Origin of the sequence: Asaia krungthepensis NRIC 0535 (assembly GCF_025995175.1) — a bacterium.
GTDB classification, from domain to species: Bacteria; Pseudomonadota; Alphaproteobacteria; order Acetobacterales; family Acetobacteraceae; genus Asaia; species Asaia krungthepensis.
Genome location: NZ_BAPV01000003.1, coordinates 71,820 through 90,768 on the forward strand (window position 1 = coordinate 71,820; position 18,949 = coordinate 90,768).

15 protein-coding genes are annotated in these 18,949 nt (G+C 61.1%); 4 read left to right on the forward strand and 11 right to left on the reverse strand.

The genetic code is table 11. The features are described 5' to 3' along the window. Positions 1-30 precede the first annotated feature (30 nt). From AA0535_RS01680 to AA0535_RS01690, 3 genes are read left to right on the forward strand one after another with little or no spacing between them, the layout of a single operon-like run. Positions 31-1,536, forward strand: a complete 1,506-nt coding sequence (locus tag AA0535_RS01680; protein WP_264814170.1) for a sugar ABC transporter ATP-binding protein — start codon at positions 31-33, stop codon at positions 1,534-1,536. Continuing rightward, a complete protein-coding gene (locus tag AA0535_RS01685; RefSeq protein WP_264814171.1) occupies positions 1,526-2,536 on the forward strand; it encodes an ABC transporter permease in 1,011 nt (336 codons plus the stop codon). Before AA0535_RS01680 ends, AA0535_RS01685 begins: the two co-directional genes overlap by 11 nt. Positions 2,537-2,590: 54 nt before the next feature. Next, entirely contained in the window at positions 2,591-4,312 is a 1,722-nt protein-coding gene (locus tag AA0535_RS01690; protein ID WP_264814172.1) for a dihydroxyacetone kinase family protein, read from the forward strand. A gap of 194 nt (positions 4,313-4,506) precedes the next feature. Here AA0535_RS01690 and AA0535_RS01695 read toward each other — a convergent pair whose 3' ends face one another. Then, positions 4,507-5,919 (reverse strand): amino acid permease, encoded by a 1,413-nt coding sequence (locus AA0535_RS01695; RefSeq protein ID WP_264814324.1) that lies wholly within the window; start codon positions 5,917-5,919, stop codon positions 4,507-4,509. A gap of 199 nt (positions 5,920-6,118) precedes the next feature. Continuing rightward, entirely contained in the window at positions 6,119-6,964 is an 846-nt protein-coding gene (locus AA0535_RS01700) for an undecaprenyl-diphosphate phosphatase (RefSeq protein ID WP_264814173.1), read from the reverse strand. A gap of 128 nt (positions 6,965-7,092) precedes the next feature. Here AA0535_RS01700 and AA0535_RS01705 point away from each other — a divergent pair, with 128 nt between their 5' ends. Next, positions 7,093-7,545: an MlaD family protein gene (locus tag AA0535_RS01705; protein ID WP_264814174.1), complete on the forward strand. Its 453-nt coding sequence runs from the start codon at positions 7,093-7,095 to the stop codon at positions 7,543-7,545. A 292-nt stretch (positions 7,546-7,837) separates the two neighbouring features. Here the strand turns inward: AA0535_RS01705 and AA0535_RS01710 are convergent, their stop codons facing one another. The 9 genes from AA0535_RS01710 to AA0535_RS01750 all read right to left on the reverse strand — a co-directional run bounded on the left by AA0535_RS01710 (position 7,838) and on the right by AA0535_RS01750 (position 18,804). Then, positions 7,838-8,989: a D-alanine--D-alanine ligase gene (locus AA0535_RS01710; RefSeq protein WP_264814175.1), complete on the reverse strand. Its 1,152-nt coding sequence runs from the start codon at positions 8,987-8,989 to the stop codon at positions 7,838-7,840. A gap of 7 nt (positions 8,990-8,996) precedes the next feature. Then, positions 8,997-9,593 carry a DedA family protein gene (locus AA0535_RS01715; protein ID WP_264814176.1) on the reverse strand — a complete coding sequence of 199 codons (597 nt, stop codon included), beginning with the start codon at positions 9,591-9,593 and terminating at the stop codon, positions 8,997-8,999. Between the two features lie 133 nt (positions 9,594-9,726). Continuing rightward, positions 9,727-10,488 carry an SDR family NAD(P)-dependent oxidoreductase gene (locus AA0535_RS01720; protein WP_264814177.1) on the reverse strand — a complete coding sequence of 254 codons (762 nt, stop codon included), beginning with the start codon at positions 10,486-10,488 and terminating at the stop codon, positions 9,727-9,729. Between the two features lie 66 nt (positions 10,489-10,554). Beyond that, positions 10,555-11,487: an amidohydrolase family protein gene (locus tag AA0535_RS01725; protein WP_264814178.1), complete on the reverse strand. Its 933-nt coding sequence runs from the start codon at positions 11,485-11,487 to the stop codon at positions 10,555-10,557. 60 nt (positions 11,488-11,547) lie between these two features. Beyond that, positions 11,548-13,263 (reverse strand): dihydroxyacetone kinase family protein, encoded by a 1,716-nt coding sequence (locus tag AA0535_RS01730; RefSeq protein WP_264814179.1) that lies wholly within the window; start codon positions 13,261-13,263, stop codon positions 11,548-11,550. A 30-nt stretch (positions 13,264-13,293) separates the two neighbouring features. Beyond that, on the reverse strand, positions 13,294-14,283 hold the full coding sequence (locus AA0535_RS01735) for a hypothetical protein (RefSeq protein ID WP_264814181.1): 990 nt from the start codon (positions 14,281-14,283) through the stop codon (positions 13,294-13,296). Next, a complete protein-coding gene (gene denD, locus AA0535_RS01740) occupies positions 14,280-16,292 on the reverse strand; it encodes a D-erythronate dehydrogenase (RefSeq protein ID WP_264814182.1) in 2,013 nt (670 codons plus the stop codon). The genes AA0535_RS01735 and denD overlap by 4 nt, the downstream gene beginning before the upstream one ends. A gap of 67 nt (positions 16,293-16,359) precedes the next feature. Continuing rightward, complete coding sequence (locus AA0535_RS01745) at positions 16,360-17,307, reverse strand: LysR family transcriptional regulator (RefSeq protein WP_264814183.1); 948 nt, start codon at positions 17,305-17,307, stop codon at positions 16,360-16,362. Positions 17,308-17,424: 117 nt separating this feature from the next. Further along, positions 17,425-18,804 carry a carbohydrate porin gene (locus AA0535_RS01750; protein WP_264814184.1) on the reverse strand — a complete coding sequence of 460 codons (1,380 nt, stop codon included), beginning with the start codon at positions 18,802-18,804 and terminating at the stop codon, positions 17,425-17,427. Positions 18,805-18,949: the final 145 nt, after the last annotated feature.

An 18,949-nucleotide genomic window follows, 5' to 3' on the forward strand; every position in this document is an offset into this window, starting at 1 on the left:
CGCTCTCGCGTCCAGGAGGGAGGCAGGGCCATGGTCCTACTCAAGGCGACGGGTATACGAAAAGCCTATCCGGGTGTCGTTGCCCTCGATCACATCGACCTGACCCTCGAACCCGGCAAGGTCCATATCCTTGCCGGGGAAAACGGGGCGGGAAAATCCACCCTGATCAAGACTCTCTCGGGCCTCGTTCGGCCCGATGAGGGCACGCTTGTCATCGACGATGCCGATGCGCTGCATGATCCCAGACTGTTCCGGCGTGTTGCCTATGTCCCGCAGGAACTGAACCTGTTTCCTTATCTCACGGTCGCCGAGAACATGTTCATGCCGTTCGCCCGTTCGGGCTTCGGCAGAATCACGGTCTCTGAAAAGGCCATGGAGGAAAAGGCCGCCTCCTATATCACCCGTTTCGGCATTCAGGCGCGCCCCAGTCAGAAAGTGGCGGAAATCAGCGTACCCGATCAGCAGCTTCTGCAGATTGCCCGCGCCGCCACGCAGGAAGATTTCGGGGTCATGATCCTGGACGAGCCGACCTCGTCTCTCACCGCCCGTGAAACGGAGCGGCTGTTTCGCATCGTCGACGATCTGCGTGTCCAAGGGATCGCCATCGTCTTCGTTTCTCACAAGATGGAAGAGATCTTCGCGCTGGGTGACACGGTCACAGTGCTGCGCAACGGCCGAAGCGTCGGCAGTTTCCCCATGGAGGGGATGACCGAGAGCGAGCTGATACGCCTGATGTCAGGCAGCTCGGTCAAGCTGGATGAGCAGTTCCAGTCTTCCCCCTCGGCGCGAAGCGACGAGACAATCTTGGAGGTTGAGAATCTTTCAGGGCCCGGTTTCGAGGATATCTCCTTCACACTCAGGCGCGGCGAAATCCTTGGTTTTGCAGGGCTCGTCGGGGCAGGGCGTTCGGAAATCATGCAGGCCATGTTCGGCTTCCGCAAGTTCAGCAGTGGAACCATCACTCTGGATGGCAAACGCATACCGCCCAACCGCCCTGACAAGGCCGTTCAGGCAGGCATGGTCTACCTCTCGGAAGAGCGCAAGCATCACGGGATTTTTCCATTGCTCAGCGTGCGCGAGAATATCGCCCTCGCCGTCACGAAGGATATCGCCAAAGGCGGTGTGATCTCGCCTGCGCGCGAAAAATCGATCGTCGCGGAGATCATACGGCAATTCGATGTGCGGACGTCCTCCCCGTCGAAAAAGATCATGTTCCTCTCCGGCGGCAATCAGCAGAAGGCCATCATAGGACGGGCCATGGCCCGCAAACCCCGGCTGCTCATTTTCGACGAACCTACAAAGGGGATCGATATCGGCACCAAGTTCCAGATCTATCGCATCATGCAGCGTCTGGCGGAGGAAGGGGTGGGGATCATTCTCGTCTCGTCCGAGATGAGCGAGCTTCAGCGCTGCGCAACAAGGATCATCACGCTCTATTCCGGCCGGATCAACGGCTCCTTCGACCACGACAAGACAGATGTCAGCACGCTGGTCGCCTCCATTATCGGCTCTCCGGAGACCACACATGTCGCATGATCGTTCTGTCGACGCCGCTTCCATCTCTTCCTCTCCGAACCCGGTCCAGAGACTGAAGGCACTGGCCGCCAACCCGCTTTGCGGTGTCGTGATCGCTCTCGTGGTCATCTTCGTCCTGTCCAGCGCGCTCTCGGCTAATTTCCTGACCGCGTTCAACATGAAGATCATCGCACGCTCCCTGGCCTTTGTCGGGCTGGTGACCATCGGCCAGGCCATTCTGATGATCCTTGGCGAACTCGACCTCTCGGTCGGTGCCATAGGCGGGCTGGCAGGCGTGGCTGGCGGGCTTCTCATGGTTCAGGCCGGGCTCAATCCCTGGCTCTCCCTCCTGCTCTGCCTCGCGTTGGGCACAGGCTGCGGCTTATTGAACGGTCTGCTGATCACACGTCTGCGCCTTCATTCGCTCGTGCTCACCATCGGCATGGCCGGCGTCTATGGGGGCGCCAATCTCGTGCTCACCAAGGGCGTGGCCATTACCGGCATCCCCAGCGATATCAGCTTCCTGGGGCGCGGCATGATGGCCGGTCTACCGGTACCCTTCGTGATCCTGCTGGTCTGCCTCGCCATCGTCTCCTTCGTCATGATCCGTACGCCGCTGGGCCGCTATGTTTACGCCATCGGCAGCAATAATGCCGCAGCGCGCATGCTGGGCATCAGGGTGGACGCCATCCGCGTCTGCGCCTTTGCCACGGCGGGCTTCCTTTCGGCTCTTGCCGGTATCGTCATGGTCGCACGTCTTGGCACAGCGCAGCCCTCCATCGGCGATACCTGGGTGCTGGCCCCTATCGCCGCCGCCGTGATCGGCGGAGTGGCCACCACAGGAGGGCTGGGCAGCCCGTTCGGCGCTGTTCTGGGCGCGGTTATCATCGGGATCATCGAGAACGTGATCGTGCTCTTCGGCATCTCGCCCTACTGGCAGTCCATCGTCAGTGGCGGAATCGTCGTGGCCGCCATCTCCTTCGACGCCATTGCGCGACGCTATTTCAACCGGGAGGCCTGAGCGCGCTTCCCGCTCCGACCACTCAGGACCGTCTGACTTTACCAAGGATACCCCATGACCAAGATCTGTGGCGACGCCGAGAATTTCGCGACCTCCGCTCTACGGGGCTTTGCGAGTGTCTATAGCGATATCGTCCAGCCCGTACGCGGCGGCGTCCTGCGCGCCGCTCCCGGCAAGCAGGGCAAGGTGACGCTGGTGGTGGGTGGCGGATCGGGCCATTTCCCGGCTTTCAATGGGTATGTCGGCGCAGGCTTTGCCGATGCGGCAGTGGCCGGGGATGTGTTCGCCTCGCCCTCCACCCAGGCTATTCTGCGTATCGCCAGAGAAGCCCATCTCGGTGGCGGCGTGATTCTCGGCTACGGCAATTATGCGGGCGACGTACTGAATTTCAGTATTGCCGCTGAGCGCCTGCGCGCCGAGGGCATCGATACGCGCCTCATTGCCACGACCGATGATATTGCGAGCGCCCCTGCGCATGAAGAAAGCCGTCGCCGCGGCACCGCAGGGGACCTTCCGGTGTTCAAGATCATCGGTGCGGCGGCTGAGGCCGGGCTGAGCCTCGATGAGGTGGAGATCATCGGGAAGCGCGTTAATGCCCAGACACGGTCATTCGGCGTCGCCTTCGATGGCTGCACTCTCCCTGGGGAGAAGGAAAAGCTCTTCCATGTGCCCCAGGGAAGAGTCGCGCTTGGTCTCGGCGTCCATGGGGAACAGGGCATCGACGAACTCGACCTGCTTCGCGCGGAGGAACTTGCAGCCATTCTGTGCGACCGCCTTCTGAAGGAAGCTCCGGCCAATGCCGGCTCGCGCATAACGGCCCTGCTCAACGGCCTCGGCAGCACGAAATACGAGGAGCTTTTCGTTCTGTGGGAGGCGATCATCCCCAGGCTCGAAAATGCGGGCTACACGGTCATTGCTCCTCTCGCCGGTGAGTATATCACAAGCCTCGATATGGCAGGCTGCTCGCTCACCCTGACCTGGCTGGATGACGAACTCGAGCGCCTCTGGCGGGCACCGGTTGAAAGCGCGGCGCTCACGCGCGGTGAGATGCGCGGGGCGTATCGCGACTCCCTGCCGGTTCTGGCCGAAGCGCCCGTCGCCTATATGAAATCCCTGACCGAGGCCGGTCGCCAGGGTGGGCGCTGCGTGGCAAGCATGATGATCAAACTGTCTGCTGCCCTGACCAAGGCGGAGCCCGAACTCGGCCATATCGACGCCCAGGCTGGTGACGGAGATCACGGTCAGGGCATGGCACGCGGTGCGGCGGCTGCAGCCAGAGCCGCTCGTGCTGCCGTGGAGGCCGGCGCTGGCCCGGCTACCGTGCTCGCCGCCGCGGCCGATGCCTGGGCCGACCGGGCCGGGGGAACCTCGGGAGCACTTTGGGGGGCAGGGCTATTCGCCTTCAGCACGGCTTTCGATGACTCCGCAGTCCCGGACGCGCAGAGCCTTTCCCTTGGTTTGAGACGGGCGATGGACAAGATCACGGCGCTCGGCAAGGCGAAACCGGGCGACAAGACCCTGATGGACGCGCTCGCCCCGCTGGTGGAAGGGTTCGATAACGGTTTGCGGCAAGGTTCGACTGTTGCAAAGGCGTGGGCGCAGGCTGCTCAGGACGCGACTATCGCAGCAGAAGCAACGAAGGACCTGCTGCCCCGTCTGGGTCGTGCCCGCACGCACGGGGAGCGAAGCAAGGGTCATCCGGATGCAGGCGCCATCTCCATGGCACTCAGCGCGCGCGTGATCGGCGAGGAACTCTCGGCGATGGCTGTCAAGTAATGTCTCAATCCGTCTGACAGGGAATGCAGAGGACGGTATGAACCTCGATCGTATGATCGGGGCAAAAGGAAAGGGGAGCTTTCGCTCCCCTCTTTCACGTTTCATCAGACGGTTATCCACATCCTTACCCACGAACGCATCCACGGATTCTGTGGGTAAATCATCCAGCCTGCCGCAGCGCGCAGCTGCCCGGATCAGTCCTTGCCTTCGCGCGCGAAGGTGGAATTATGGCGCGAATAATACCAGTAGGTGGCGAAGCCCAGTCCGGCATAGGCGATAAGCAGAAGCGCCGGCACAGGGTTTCCGTGGAGGAGCGCACGGATCATGTCGGCGAAAAGCGGCGCGATCATGATCACACAGAACAGCATGCCGAGCAGCGGCGTGATACCGATCCACCACCCCCTGATCCGGAACCCGCCAAGCGGAACGCTGAAACTCCTCTCCATATCGGGGTGCATGTTACGCTGCCAGATGACCGTGAAACACACGATACCGAACGCTGCTGCTGTACCGATACTGACGAGGTCGCTGATGACATCAATCGGCAAGGTGGCTGTGGCCAGCGCCACGATCACGCCCAGCAGGATCGTTCCCGTCCAGGGTGTGTGATATCTCTTATGGACGTAGGAGAAGACGGGCGGAAGCAACCCGTCGCGGCTCATGGCGAAGAAGATGCGCGTCTGCCCGTAAAGCAATCCCAGCAACACTGAACACAGACCGATCGTGGCGCCCATGTTGACGAAGAGAGCCAGCCAGGGCTGCTTCATCGCCCGCACGGCAATCGACAGGGGATCGGCCACATTGAGCTGCTGATAGGGCACGATGCCGATCAGGATCGAGGCAACGCACACATAGACGATCGTGCAGATGACCAGACTGCCAATGATGCCGATAGGGACATCACGGCGCGGATTGCGCGCCTCGGCAGATGCCGTCGATACGGCCTCGAACCCGACATAGGCAAAGAAGATGACTGAGGCAGCCCGAAACATGCCCGGAATGCCGTATTGGAACCCGCCGCGATATTCCGGAATGAAGGGGTGCCAGTAGGCGGGGTGAAGCGCAAACAACCCACACCCCACAAAAAGGAACAGCACCCCCACCTTGATGAAGACGATGATCGTGTTGACCCGAGCGGATTCCTGCACCCCACGGACAAGACAGGCTGTCACGACCGCGATCGCGAGGGTCGCGACAAAGTCGAAACGCCAGCCTGAAGTGATTGCCATTCCCCCGCTGCCCGGGACGGTCTGGAATGTGGCTTGACTCAGCGACGCAGGGACATGATAGCCAAAACTCGACAAAAGGCTGGTGGCATAGCCCGACAGCCCCGACGCGACTGCAGCGCAGGAAATGCCGTATTCGAGAAGGAGGAGCCACCCTACGGTCCAGGCTGCCCGCTCGCCCATCGAGACATAGGCGTAGGAATAGGCCGAGCCTGAAACGGGCAGGCTGGAGGACAGCTCACCATAGGAAAAGGCGGTGAACAGGCAGGCAAGGGCGGCGATCACAAACGAGACCAGGATCGAAGGCCCGGCATACTGGGCCGCCGCGGTGCCGGTCATGACGTAGATGCCTGCGCCGATTGTCGAGCCTACGCCCAGCATCACAAGCTGGGTTGCCGTCAACGAGCGCTTGAGACCATTGGTCTCGTAATCAGCCGTGACCTGCTCGAGCGTCTTGCGACGGCTCGCCTTGGTTGGCGTGAAGGAGGGTGGTGCGGCCTGGTCAGGAATGGTGAAAATCGCCCATGGTCAAAAAGCCGATCTTGCCGGATCGGCCATCAAAGTGGAAATTATTTCGTTATCAAAAGAGAACGAGCGCAACCAGCGAGACAAGACCCGCGCCCATGCAATAGAACGCGAAAGGCGAGAGCGCCCAGCGCTCATGGTTGCGGAAATAGCGCAGCAGCACCGCAGTACTGATCAGCGCCGTGACACCGGCCGCTATGGCGGCGATCACGGATACCTGGATCATGTCATGGCTGACCGTCATATGGCGGAGCTGCCATGCTTCGTGGACCGTTGCCGCAAGAACTGCGGGCTGCGCCATGAGCAAGGAGAAACGGGCAGCGGTTTCATGATTCAGGCCGCAGACCAGACCGGCATTGATGGTCGATCCGGATCGCGAAATCCCCGGAAACAGCGCAAGGCACTGCCAGAACCCGATTACCAGAGCGTCGCGCGCCGACATATCCGCAATGGCGCGTTGGGGCATACGTCCCTTGTACGAGCGCATCCACTCGGTCACGAGCAGGATCACGCCGTTGAGGAAAAGGAAAATCGCCACTGCCGTGGGCGTGCCGAAAATGACCTTGAGCTTGTGCTCGAAAGCGGCACCGACAATCACAACCGGGATGGTCGCCACGACGAGGAGCACAAGAATACGGATGGCCTCCTCGCGCCGGGCCGCGCCATGCAATCCGAAAGCGCCGGTGAAGATCGCCAGCCAGTCGCGCCAGAAGAAGCAGAAAAGCGCAACAAGCGTTCCGAAATGGAGCATTGTCAGGAACGGCAGGAAAAGCTCGCTGCGCTCATCAAGGTTCCAGTGAAGCAGGGCAGGGAGCAATACTGCGTGACCCAGACTGCTCACGGGGAAAAGTTCGGTCAGTCCCTGGACGATGGCCAGAACCAGTGCTTGAAGCAGCGTCATGTCAGCTCAATATGAAATAAATGTTTCTACCTCCTGCCTTACTGCGGCACGGACCGCAACCCCGTGCTTGACCCGCATCCCAACTCGGGCGAAGAGTTCCGCTGTTATAACAGGTGGGTGAAGCAGAGATGGCGTCAAAAAACCGGGGAGGCGCGATTCTGGCGAGCGCGATGGTGCTCGCTCTCGCGTCGAGTTTCGCTGTCTATGCCGTCGCGCAACGGCACGGCCCACCGGGTGACACGCAGCAGCTTCATGCGCGCTTCGTCTCTGCCAATGGACTGAATCCCGGCGCCATGGTCGTGCTGGCAGGGGTACGGGTCGGCACGGTGTCACGCGTCGATCTCGACCCGGCCACGCAGATGGCGCAAGTCGACTTCTCGATCGACCGCCATCTCTCACTGCCATCTGACACAGTGCTTGCTATCGCCGCCCCTTCCATGACCTCCGATAACGCGCTGACAATCGAACCCGGAAAGTCAGCGAGTCCGCTGAAATCGGGGGGTACAATCACGAATACGCAGGCTCCCTCGTCGCTTGAGCAACAGGTCAGCGATTATATCTTCGGCTCCGGGGTTCAGTAACCCCAACAGAGCGGCGCGTTTCTCCGGAGTAACGCGCCGTCTCCGTCGGATGAGAGGCGCAGAGCGAGACGATACAGTCGCTTTGCGCTCAGGAATGATCGGCGTTCTGCCCCTCGCTCACCCGTCATGACGTTCACGCGGGGATCGCGGCGCTCCGATCGTCGTCGAACCAGACCCGATATGCCTGAGGTCTCGACCATTCGAGGGCGGGGATTCGCCTGATCCTGGCCGCACTAGAAAGCGCCGCGCCGCAGCGCGACCATGCGCGCAAGCCGGATACCAGCAAAGCTACTCAGTCATTCAGCGGATAGAGCGCCAGCAATCTGCGCTGCTTGCGCCAGTAACGCAGCATCGTGTACGCGCCACAGGTCTTCCAGCCTCGGGCGCGATTCATGGCGCCAATGCGAAAAGCCGCCCGATAATGATAAAATTGGGCGCGATAGGCTTCCCAGAGCGTGGTACGGGAATCCCAGATATGGGTCGCTTCCGAACCGACCCCGTTGAGCTCGATGATCTCGAAATTCTCACCCCGCCTGAGCTCCTCGACCGACGCGGCTTTGACGTCGATACGACCGAAATGAAATTCGGTGACGTCGCCGATGATCTCATCGAGACGGGCACAGAGCGCAGGGGTGGCGTCCTTGCGCCCATCACGGAAAATGGATCCCTTGCAATGATTGCCGGTAAAGACGAGCTGGACCTGCTCCCCCAGTTCAGGGATCGTATCGAGGCGGTCGCGAAGGCGCGGCAGGTAGATATCGGGCAGGAGATTGGTTCGTGCGTCGCGGGCAATCAACTCCCGTATGGTCGCGACACCATCCCCGGTCATCACGGGCGCTTCCTTGTAGGTGATCGAGGTGATCCGCCCTTCGCGCGCGCCCGGCTCACGGATGTAGAACAGACCTGCCTCGACCGGCCCTTCAGCCAGAGCCTGAGCAAGGATACGAACGCCGGAGGGAAATTCGCGCAGGACCGGCAAAACCTGATCCTTCGACCGGACCAGCTTCACGCCGGTCCCGTTGCAGCCGATATCGGGCTTGATCACGACCGGGAAGCCGATCTGCTTCTCCGCCATTGCGCGCATCAACTCCCGCGCGTCGTCTTCGCGCCGGTTTTTACGCAGCATCTGGGTGACGTAAGGGGCAATCCATGCCTTCGCGACCGGCCCGGCGAGGTCGAGTATGCCGCTCTTGCTTTCTCCACAGAGTCCACCGGTCTCAATCAGCGGGTTTGCAGCGCTCGGCACGCTGAAATCGCCGTAACGCAGTCCCATCCCGATCCAGTAGAGCACGATTGGCGTATAGAAGATCGACCCGGGCCAGAACTCGAAAAGAGACAGCGGATGCGGAGCCTTTTCCTGTGTCTCGCCCTGCCCGGAGACTGTCGGGAGGGCCTCCGGCGCGCCGATCTTGTCGTCGTGAGAGGAATGAATGGTCTGGAGCATCGGGCGATCAGTCACTGAATGTCTGGAACCGGGCGATGAGACGCCCGACGAAAAGAATGGTCAGAACGAAGCCAGCAATACCGAACCAGCGCCAGCCTGCCATATGAACCGACAACCATCCGCCAACATGCAGCGACACGCCAAACAGCAAGGAAGTCCAGATGAGTGTAGCAACAACTGCACTGGCCGCAAACGCGCCGAAGGGCGCGCGGAAGAAACCGCATGCCGTATAAAGCGGCAGGCGGGCCCCCGGTATGAACCGGCTTATCATCACCGTGCGCACCACATTGCGCTGAAACCATGAGCGCCCCTTGTCGTGCTTGGGCAAGGTGAGCCAGCGACGCGCTGGCGGCCATTTCGCACCGAGGGCGCCCAACCCGTACAGACCGAGATCTCCTACGGCCACGCCGATATAGAGTGAAATCAGGGCAAGGGTCGCACCGATGCGCCCGTCATCCACAGCCATGGCCGCGATCATGGTCGTGGCATCTTCGAGAATGAAGGTGCCGGTGATCACAGCCAGCCCCTTCGACCACCAGGCCGCGCCTGCGACCGAGAGAAGGTGATAAAGCGAGCTTGCATGAAAAGGGGCGCCATCGGACATGGCGCATCATGTGCCACGGGGACATGCAAAACGCCACCTCGCCCCCCGACGATTCACGGGGGTGGCACATGGTTCCGGGTTACCGGTCGGGACTCTCAGTCACGAAGGATGTCCAGTGCGTCGAACTCCATGATCATTGAAGGTTCACGAAGCATCCGCCATCGACCAGGAGAGACGCCCCGGTGATGTAGGAGGCCATCGATGACCCGAGAAACACGATAGGCCCTGCAAGATCTTCGGCCTCACCGAATCGGCCCAGCGGGATACGCGCCATCATGGCCTCCGCCTTCGTGGGGTCAGAGAGATCATCGTGGTTGATCGCGGTCCGGATTGTACCCGGCAGGATAGCATTGCACCGGATATCATGGCGCCCGAGCGCGATGGCGGTGGACTGCATGAGCGAAAGAACGCCGGCCTTGGTCGGCGTGTAATGGGTCTGGAACTCTCCTCCGACCAAGGCAGAGATCGACGAAACGGCGATAATCGACCCGCCCCGGCCCTCATCGACCATCATCCGGGCCGCCGCCTGCACCATGTAGAACGCGCCCAGCAGGTTGACCTCGACTGTTTTCGTCAGGATCTCTTTCGGGAGATCCAGAAATCCGTGAAAAGGGCAAATTCCGGCATTGCTGACGAAGACGTCCAGCCCGCCCAGTTCCTCCTTGATGGCAGCCATGAAGGCCCCGGCTGTCTCGGGCTTGGACACATCTCCCTGAACGTAGAGGGCGCGGCGTCCCAGCGATTCAATCTCCCGGAGTAGTGGGGCCGCAGCCTCCACCGGTGCGATGTCCGTGATGGCAATGTCGGCCCCATGGCGTGCAGCCTCGAGGGCGGCGGCTCTCCCAATCCCTGAGGCGCCCCCGGTGATGGCAAAAATCTTGTCCGTGAGAAGCATGGGTTAACCTTTTCAATCTGGGTGGCTCACGAGGCGCAATGCGGCCTGAACTCCTTACGCCGTGCTTCAGAACGTGAAGCCGAGACGATAAAAGCGAGCCGCATTGCCACCAAGGAGGGCGGCTCTCTCGTCAAAGCTGAGAGTCGTGCTGAACCGGGCAATGCAATCCAGCGTCTTTTGCGCCGGGGCGAAAAGCAGATCGGTCGGGAAATCTGAGGCCACCATACATCGCTCGATGCCGAACAGGTCGATCACCCTGGAGATAACAGGCGCGACATCCCCATAGTCCCAGTCGCGACGCAGGAACCCAAAGCCCGATAGCTTGACCTGAACATTCGGACAGGCAGCCATGGCGGTCATCCCAGCGTCCCACACATGGTATCCCCCGGGTTCATCGAGAAGCGGCATACCGAGGTGATCGATCACGACGCGCAGCGAATCATGATGACGGAAGAGGGCCGCAAGTCCGGGCATCTGCTCAGGGAAGCATTGCAGGTCGAAGCTCAGATCCCGCGCTGCCAGCATGGCCAGCCCCTCGCGCCATACGGGATCGAGCGTCCGGTCCGGCCCTGGATAGGCTCTCTGTCTACTCGGATGGAAGTTGACGATATGCCTCACGCCACGCAGCAGCGGAAAACGGGACAAAACATCGAGGCGCGCCGCAAGATCAGGAGTGTGGAGCGACGCGTAGGCAACGATAGCGGCGCCTTCAAGACCTATCGACCCTGCCGCCTGACGAGAGGAGAGCGCTTCGGTCAGAATCTGATGGATATGGGCAAGTTCGACACTGCCGTCATCCAGCCCGACACCTGCTTCCACATGGACCAGCCCCCGCACCTTGCAACGGCTGATATCCTGCCCATAGCTTTGCAACGTGTAGGGTTTTGCAATCGCGGAGGTGTCGCCATTCGGCCCTTCCGGGTCGAATGGCGGGGAGAGCCAGGGATAAGGCAGACGCTCAGGATCGATCAGATGCATATGAGCGTCTACAAAATCCATGATTCCCTCCACTTCCAACGCGCCCTTCAGGCAGGCACAGGGCTGCTACCGTTCATCCTTTCAGGCCAGATCATCCATCAGGGCCGCCAGGGCTTCCATCGCGAGGGCGAAAGAGAGGGCACCCGGGTCAGGGTGGCCGAGACTGTGATTGCCATGCGTCTTGGCGCGACCGCGCCTTGCCGCGAAGGCTTTCGTCGCCTCGGCACCCTCATGGGCGCGTGCCACAGCCTTGTTCCAGCTTGCCGCTATGGTTTCTGCCTCCGGACGTGCCTCTTCAAGAGCCGAGACGAAGGGGGCGAGCGCATCGACGAGAGTCTTGTCCCCCGGCTCGGCCTTGCCGATCTGCCTGACACGCCGTGCCGCCTTGATCATGCCCTGCCGAACTGTGGCGGCGCTCAGAGACGAGCGGTCATCGAGCAGGGTCGAGAAGGCGAACAGCGCCTCGCCCCACAATGCACCCGAGGTTCCACCGGCGCGGTCTCCCCAGGCATCTGCCGCGGCCTCCATCACGGTGCGGGCGCCTGCTCCCTCATCGGCCGCACGCCGGGCGCCTCTTGCGGCGGCACGCGCACCACGCGCCATGCCCTGACCATGGTCGCCATCACCCGCAATGGCGTCGATACGGCCAAGCATTGCCTCATGTTCCTGCATGGTTCGTGAAAGCAACGCCATGGCGCGCGCAATGCATTGCCCCGCCCGCGCAGCATCGGCAGTCTCCGCCCGCTCGTAATGCACAGGCAGTTCGGCAACGGACTGACGTGATGCCGGCACCCAGTCTCCCTCGACGGCATGGCGACACAAAGCGGGAGAATTCACCGGAGCACGCCAGAAACGCTCCAGCTCCTGATCGAGCCAGGTGATGGTGAGCGAGCAACCATACATGTCGAGACTTGTGGCGTAGGAACCGACGAGGGGCGCCACAAGGGTGAGACCATCACGCTCGAACAGCACTTCGAGCTCGTTCCACAGAACAAACAGCTCTTCCGTTGCCGTGGCGCCGGCGCCATTGAGCAACACGGCCAGGCGTCTGGCTTCGGGGGGACGCTCAGCCATCACACGCTGATAGAGTTCCGCAGCGATCTCGGCAGGCGCAGCGATGTCGCGCTCCTCAATGCCGGGCTCGCCATGGATACCGAGGCCAAGCGCCATACGCCCCTCGGCTACGGTGAAGATCTTCTCCGGCGCTCCGGGGAGAGCACAACCGTCAAATGCGATGCCAAAGGAACGTGTATGGTCGTTCGCCTTGCGGGACACAGCCTCAACAGCATCGATGTCATAGCCTTCATCGGCAGCAGCGCCCATGATCTTGAACACAATGATATCGCCCGCAACACCACGTCGACGCTCAGGGGTATCCGAGGGCGCACTGGCCACATCATCGGTTGTTACGACAATGCGCGTGTCTATCCCCTCTGCGCGCAGTCTTTCAGCGGCAATACCAAAATTGAGATTGTCGCCCGCGTAATTGCCAAAGCCCATGACGATCCCACCGCCCCGATGGGCGAGGCGCCCGATGGTCGCGACAGCCTGAATCGAGGGAGATGCAAAAATCCCTCCCATTACGACCGCATCGGCGAAGCCGGGGCCGACGAAACCGCAGAAGGTGGGATAATGTCCCGACCCACCGCCGACGAGCACGGTGACCTTGCCTTCCTTGCCCGGTTGGGCGCGCAGGGCCCCGCTCCGGACGGGCCTGACGATGTCCTGGAAAATATGATTGAACGCGCGCAGACCATGGGTCGCGAAATCGTCTTCTTCGCCGCAGATATCGACCATCTTCTTCTTCCCTAACGAGCCTTCAGGCTCTCATCCTTCGAGGAGCGCTGGTTCGGTGATTTCGCTATCCGTCGCATAGGGGCGGCGGGGAACGATCCCCCTTGATTCGAGCATCATGTGATAATGGTCGACGGCCTCACCCGGGCTCAGGCGGCGATCTGTGACCGCGCGCATCATCTCCACCATGCCGGGAGGATGCTCGGCATCCAGTATCTTGCGCCCGAACAAGGCGGCTCTCGCACCAGCGTTTTGCGCCTGGTGCAGCAGTTCGAGACAGTCGCGCGTCGTACCGCTGCTGCCGCCCATAATGCCCACCACAAGAGACGGGTCATATCGGCAGAGCTCCTCGAAAGCGCTGGCTCCGTTATAGGCAAGTTTCAGGAATACCGGGCGCTCGCTCGTCTGCATGCCTGCGAGGGCGCGGCTGACCATATCGTTCAGGAAAGGCCCGTAATCGACCTTGTCCAGGCGTGACCCAACCGGATTGAACACCTCAAGGAAATGCGCCACGCCATTTGCCTGTGCGGCCTCACGGAACCGGCGATATCGCTCAAGCGCCTCTGCATCGTGGCAGGCATCGCCGCTGAAAGTCATCGAATACAAACCGAGCGTTGCCGGGCATTGCGCCAGCTTCGCGGTTGCAAACGGCACCGAGGGTTGCTTCTCGTAATCTGCTCCGCGAATGCGCCACAGATCGCTTGTATCGTTCAGGCGTACCGCCTGGGCGACTGCAGAATTGTCGAACTGATTGCGCGATTGCAATCGCTCCAGTGTCGAAACAGAGGCGAGCAGGATATCGATCAGGTCCTGCCTGACGATCTCCCCGATAGCCGCATCGAATTCGGGGAGGGTGCAGGCGCGACCAGTCTCCCTGTTCACCCCCAGGGCCGAGAGACCGCCAGCCATATCGGCGTCTTTCGCATCGGCAAGGATGAAATCCGTGGGGCCGTCTTCTCCGGCGCTCATCCGTGCCAGTTTGCGCGCGAGCCGCGAGCCAATCTCATGAACCAGTGCGCTCATAGCGGCAGGATCCCGCGAATATAGTCACGGTTCCTTGCCGCGACACTCAGCCCATCGCCGCCATAATGCTCAACCAGGAAGGGACTGGCATAGCCGTGAGCCAGCGCCATGTTGATGGCCGCGCGATAGCTGATAACTCCCTGCTCCATTGGCGCCGGGGCCGTGACGATCATTCCTGTCGTTGCATCTTCGGTACGCAGATAATTCTTGACGTGCCAGTAACGCAGGAACGGGGCCAGCTTCGTCATCATACCGTGCCAGTGTTCCACCGGGCGATGCAGGCGCACGAGATTACCGATATCCGCATTGATGCCGCAGGCCGGGTGATCGACATCGTGCAGGAAGCGCACGCTCGACTCTGCCGTTCCAAGATAGGTGTCTTCATACATCTCCAGCGAGAGCGTCACGCCAACGCTCTGTGCGTGAGCGGAAAGCTCGCGGATGCGATGGACAGCGAGGTTCCAGGTTTCCGCGTCATCGGGGTCGCGATGCCCCTGTGCAGTCCAGAACCAGAGCGCCTTTTTCTGCGCATCGTTCAGCGCTGTGGCAAAACCGACCGCAATCTCGCGCGCCCCCATTTCCGGCGCCACATCGATCACACGATGAATATAGGCAAGATACGCGGCCGCCTTGGCCGGATCGGGATCGATCACCGAACGCCGTGATGTCGATATTGCGGGGATGGTCAGACCGGCTTCGCCGCATACCGCAAGGAATTCCTTCCTGCGCGACGGCGCCAGATCCGCGACACGCAGCCATGAATCGGTAGGGTCCAGCTCTGTGAAACCTGCCCGGCTGACATCCGCGATCGTGGCAGCCCAGCCTTCGGGCGTTTGATCCTGTACGGAACTCCCATCCGGGAGCTGCGCCGGATACTGAATCATGGCCGCAGCGATGGGCCAGTTTCTCGCGGACCACGGCGCGGCGGGCTTTTTCGGAGCGGCGCCCGACCATGTGGGAGCGGCGACGGCTTGCGGTGCCACCCATGTCGGGTTTGCACTCAAAGGCGTGCCCCCAAGCCTCCCATCGAGTTCGTCCTCGATATGGGTGCGAATGATCCCGTCGAACGACTCATCGGCTGTGAAACCGAGAGAGAGGGCCCAGTGCGTATCGAACGCCTTGGGCCAGCTTGAGACGAAATGCTGGATGAAGGGGTCCGGCTCCTGACGGATCAAGGCGACAACGCGGTTTCCTGCAATGTGACGCAGGGCCTCGATCTGCTCCTCGACGGTCACACTCAAAGCAGGCAGCGTAAACACGCATCGTGGGCGCACGCGGTCGTAATCAATCTCTGCGGCATGGCGGAGCGCCCTGACTGCGGCACGTGGGCTCGCCAGCCAGTGGCGCGTGTCCGCTGGGACAGGGAGCACGGCCTCCCGCCCGATCAAAGGCTCGCGGATGATGCTTGAAAAGAAGCCGGATGCCGCAGCGTTCGGCGCACCGGGGCGTACGCAAAGCGTCGGCAGACGGGGCGCCACACCATCGAAGATACCCCGCCTCGCATAGTCACTGAGCAGGAGCTCGGCCATGGCCTTCTGGGTGCCATAGCTGCTTTCGGGTGTAGGAGCCTGACTGTCGGGGATCAGATCGGGCAGGGGGCGTCCGAAAACCCCGATCGACGACGTGAAGACGAGGCGTGGCTTGTAGCCATCGCTTTCATGAGCCACACGGATCGCCTCGAACAAGGAGCGTGTCGCGTCCAGATTGACCCGATAGCCAAGCGCCATATCCTTTTCCGCAGCGCCGGAAACGACCGCCGCCAGATGGAAGATGACGTCAGGCCTGAGAGCGATAAGCTTCTCTGCACCACCGGGAGCGGAAAGATCTGCCGCGAGTGTCGTAATCTCGCAGTGCGGCCAGGCGACACCTTGGGTGGGGCGCTCGGGCGCAATGATGTCGACAAGCGTGAGATGGGCCGCACGGGGAGAGGCCGAAGTCGGTGTTTCGATGAAGCTCTCTGTCAGCTTCCGGCCCAGCATGCCTGCCGCGCCGAGAATGAGAACATGCATGATATCGCGTCACCTGGTTGGTCAACAAACAGGCCGTCAGGAAGCGCCAGACTACTCCGGTTGTCGATCAGACTTCCTGAATGGCGCTATCGGATAATCCGATAGCCCGCTCTCTCAGTTGCCGAGCCAGATGTGCCACAGCCGGGGTCATGTTACGCTCACGCATGCGCATGAGAAAATACGGGCCGATCACATCCGGCAGGGAAACCGGCAATATCCGCACCATGCCTGACCCTGCGAAGAGCGCGCAGACCGATCCGGGCAGGGCAGAGACCATGTCGGACTGAGCCAGAAGGTCGATCGTGGCGAGGATCGAGGAAACCTCGATGGGATGTTCCGGCAGTGGCAGTCGCGCCATCGTGAATATCGCCTCGACAGCCTTGCGCATTGGACTGGGCCGCACTGGCACGATCCAGCGCAGGGCGGAGAGCGTCTCAAGCGTAAAGGTCTGGCCCTGCAGCAGCGGATTCTGGGCCCCAGCGACAACATGCAGTGGTTCGGGCGCCATTTCCTCGACCATGAGAAGGCCGGGCGATACGCCCTCCACCGGGCGCCCGAGAGCAAGATCGATCCGCCCCGCCTGCAACATCTCCATAAGGTCGTCGCTCGTGGTGACCTGAAGGGTCACATTGATCTCGGGATGCGACTGCGCGAGATCGGACAGCACCGGGGTAACGAGATCATGCAGCGCAGCGCCGATGGCGCCGATACGCACTGTACCGGACAGACCGCGTTTGACCGCCTGGAGATCGTGACGCAGGCGTCCGAGATCGGCCAGTATCTGTTCCGCATGGCGTATCGCGACCAGGCCTGCGCCTGTAGGGGTCAACCCATGAGCGTGACGCTCGAAGAGCTGTGCCTCAAGGTCGGTCTCCATATCCTGTAGCAGCTTTGAAGCCGTAGGCTGGGAAAGGTTGAGGGAGCGTGCTGCACGATTCAGGGATGGCTCGATACTGATCTGCCGCAACAGGAGGAGTTGCCTGAACTTGAGGCGGAATATCAGCGTGTCCATCATGGGGATCATCGTGGCAATGTCTGATGGTCCTGTCACTTCACGACTGTGATGACCCTCGCGCCCCAGGATACGCGACTGTTCGGGGCACTGCGTTTACATCCTGAACAACAATCCGCCTCAGAGAACGGCATGTATCTTGAGACCCACCGCATCCACCTGCGGTTTATCGGCCTGGAGATTCGTACGCCAGATATGCTGGTAATCGGGCTGGATCGATAATCCGCGGAAGACATGGATGTTATAGGTCGCCTCGAATGTCATCAGATGGCTTTGCGGATAGGTGGCATTACCCGGCAGGGAGCGGCCCTGGCGATACCGGATCCATTGGGATGCGACGAGTTGACGACTGGCGAAGGTCTCGGACCACTCCACGCCGAACGTGTCCTTGGGGCGCGATCTGAAGAACCCGCGATCGACAAGACCGGCATAGACCTGCCAGTCATAGGGACTGTTTTCCCCCTGGCTTTTGGTTGCGCCAGCCAGGACATACATGCCCTGCAGGGGACCGTGACCATTGCGAACGATCATCTGGTCGCCCTGCAGCCAGAGCTGGGTCTTGCCGTTAGTCCAGCGATAGGGCTGCCCGGTCGCGGCTGCCGGATTCATTGCGGCATCATAATAAAGATCGCGGTAATTCGATGAATCATAGGCCACGCCGAATTTATAGTGCCCAACGAGCTGGTTCTTGCCGAAGGACGGGATGAGCCCGATTTCGGTGGGGATGTAGACACCCGTATAAAGCTCCGTTCCCATCCTGAAACCGGTGCGGTCATACTGATTGGTGTTCAGGTACGGATTGACCCCATAAAGTCCCGTCTGGGCATAGACCCCGTGCAGCGGCCAGTAGCGTATGCGTGCCCCCCAGGTCGATCCCGGATAGGTGCCGTAACCTGCAGCGGTACGAGTAAGGGATTTCGGGATCCCGCAATTGGACTTGTTCATGAAGGTGCAGAACAGAGGCGAATTGGCGAAGTCGATATTTACCGGCATTTTGCCTATCGCGACCTGCATCCGGTCTTTCAGCAGGTTCTGCGTGCCATAGACATAGACCAGATGCACGCCGACATTCCCGCCGCCGCCATAGATCTCCTGAAAGCCGTTGAGCGATTTCTCTCCAAGATCGGTCGCCAGATTATGGCCGGCTCGGTTCACGATCACTGCATGGGTCACGAAGCCGCGCCACCCCACAAGTTTCTCCCAGTCGAGATCGAGCTCGACGCCGATCTGGTGGGCATAACCGGCATCACCTGCGTGACCGGCATTGAGCACCATGGCGCTCTCGCTGGTGTAATCGACAACAATGCCGATGCCGTGCCTGTTCAGCCGTTTGACGAGACGCTCCCATGGAAGGACCATGCTTTCCACCGGTGGCGTGAAGGGCGTATTGGCATAGGATGTGGGCGTATCCAGTGCGAAGAGAGGCGCAGTCTCGGAAACAGGACCCCGATACTGGGCATGGGCCGAAGGGATTGCGAGGGCGATCGCCAGCGCTGACAACCCAGCACATCCTGAATGGCGGACGTGATTCAGCCATGACCCCACGACTGGTGGGGCCCCGGAATTGGACCGTATTGACATGATAAGGCACCGTTGAAAGTGAAGGCGCGTGGGCGATCTCAGGGCCGGATCAACGCGCTCCGCA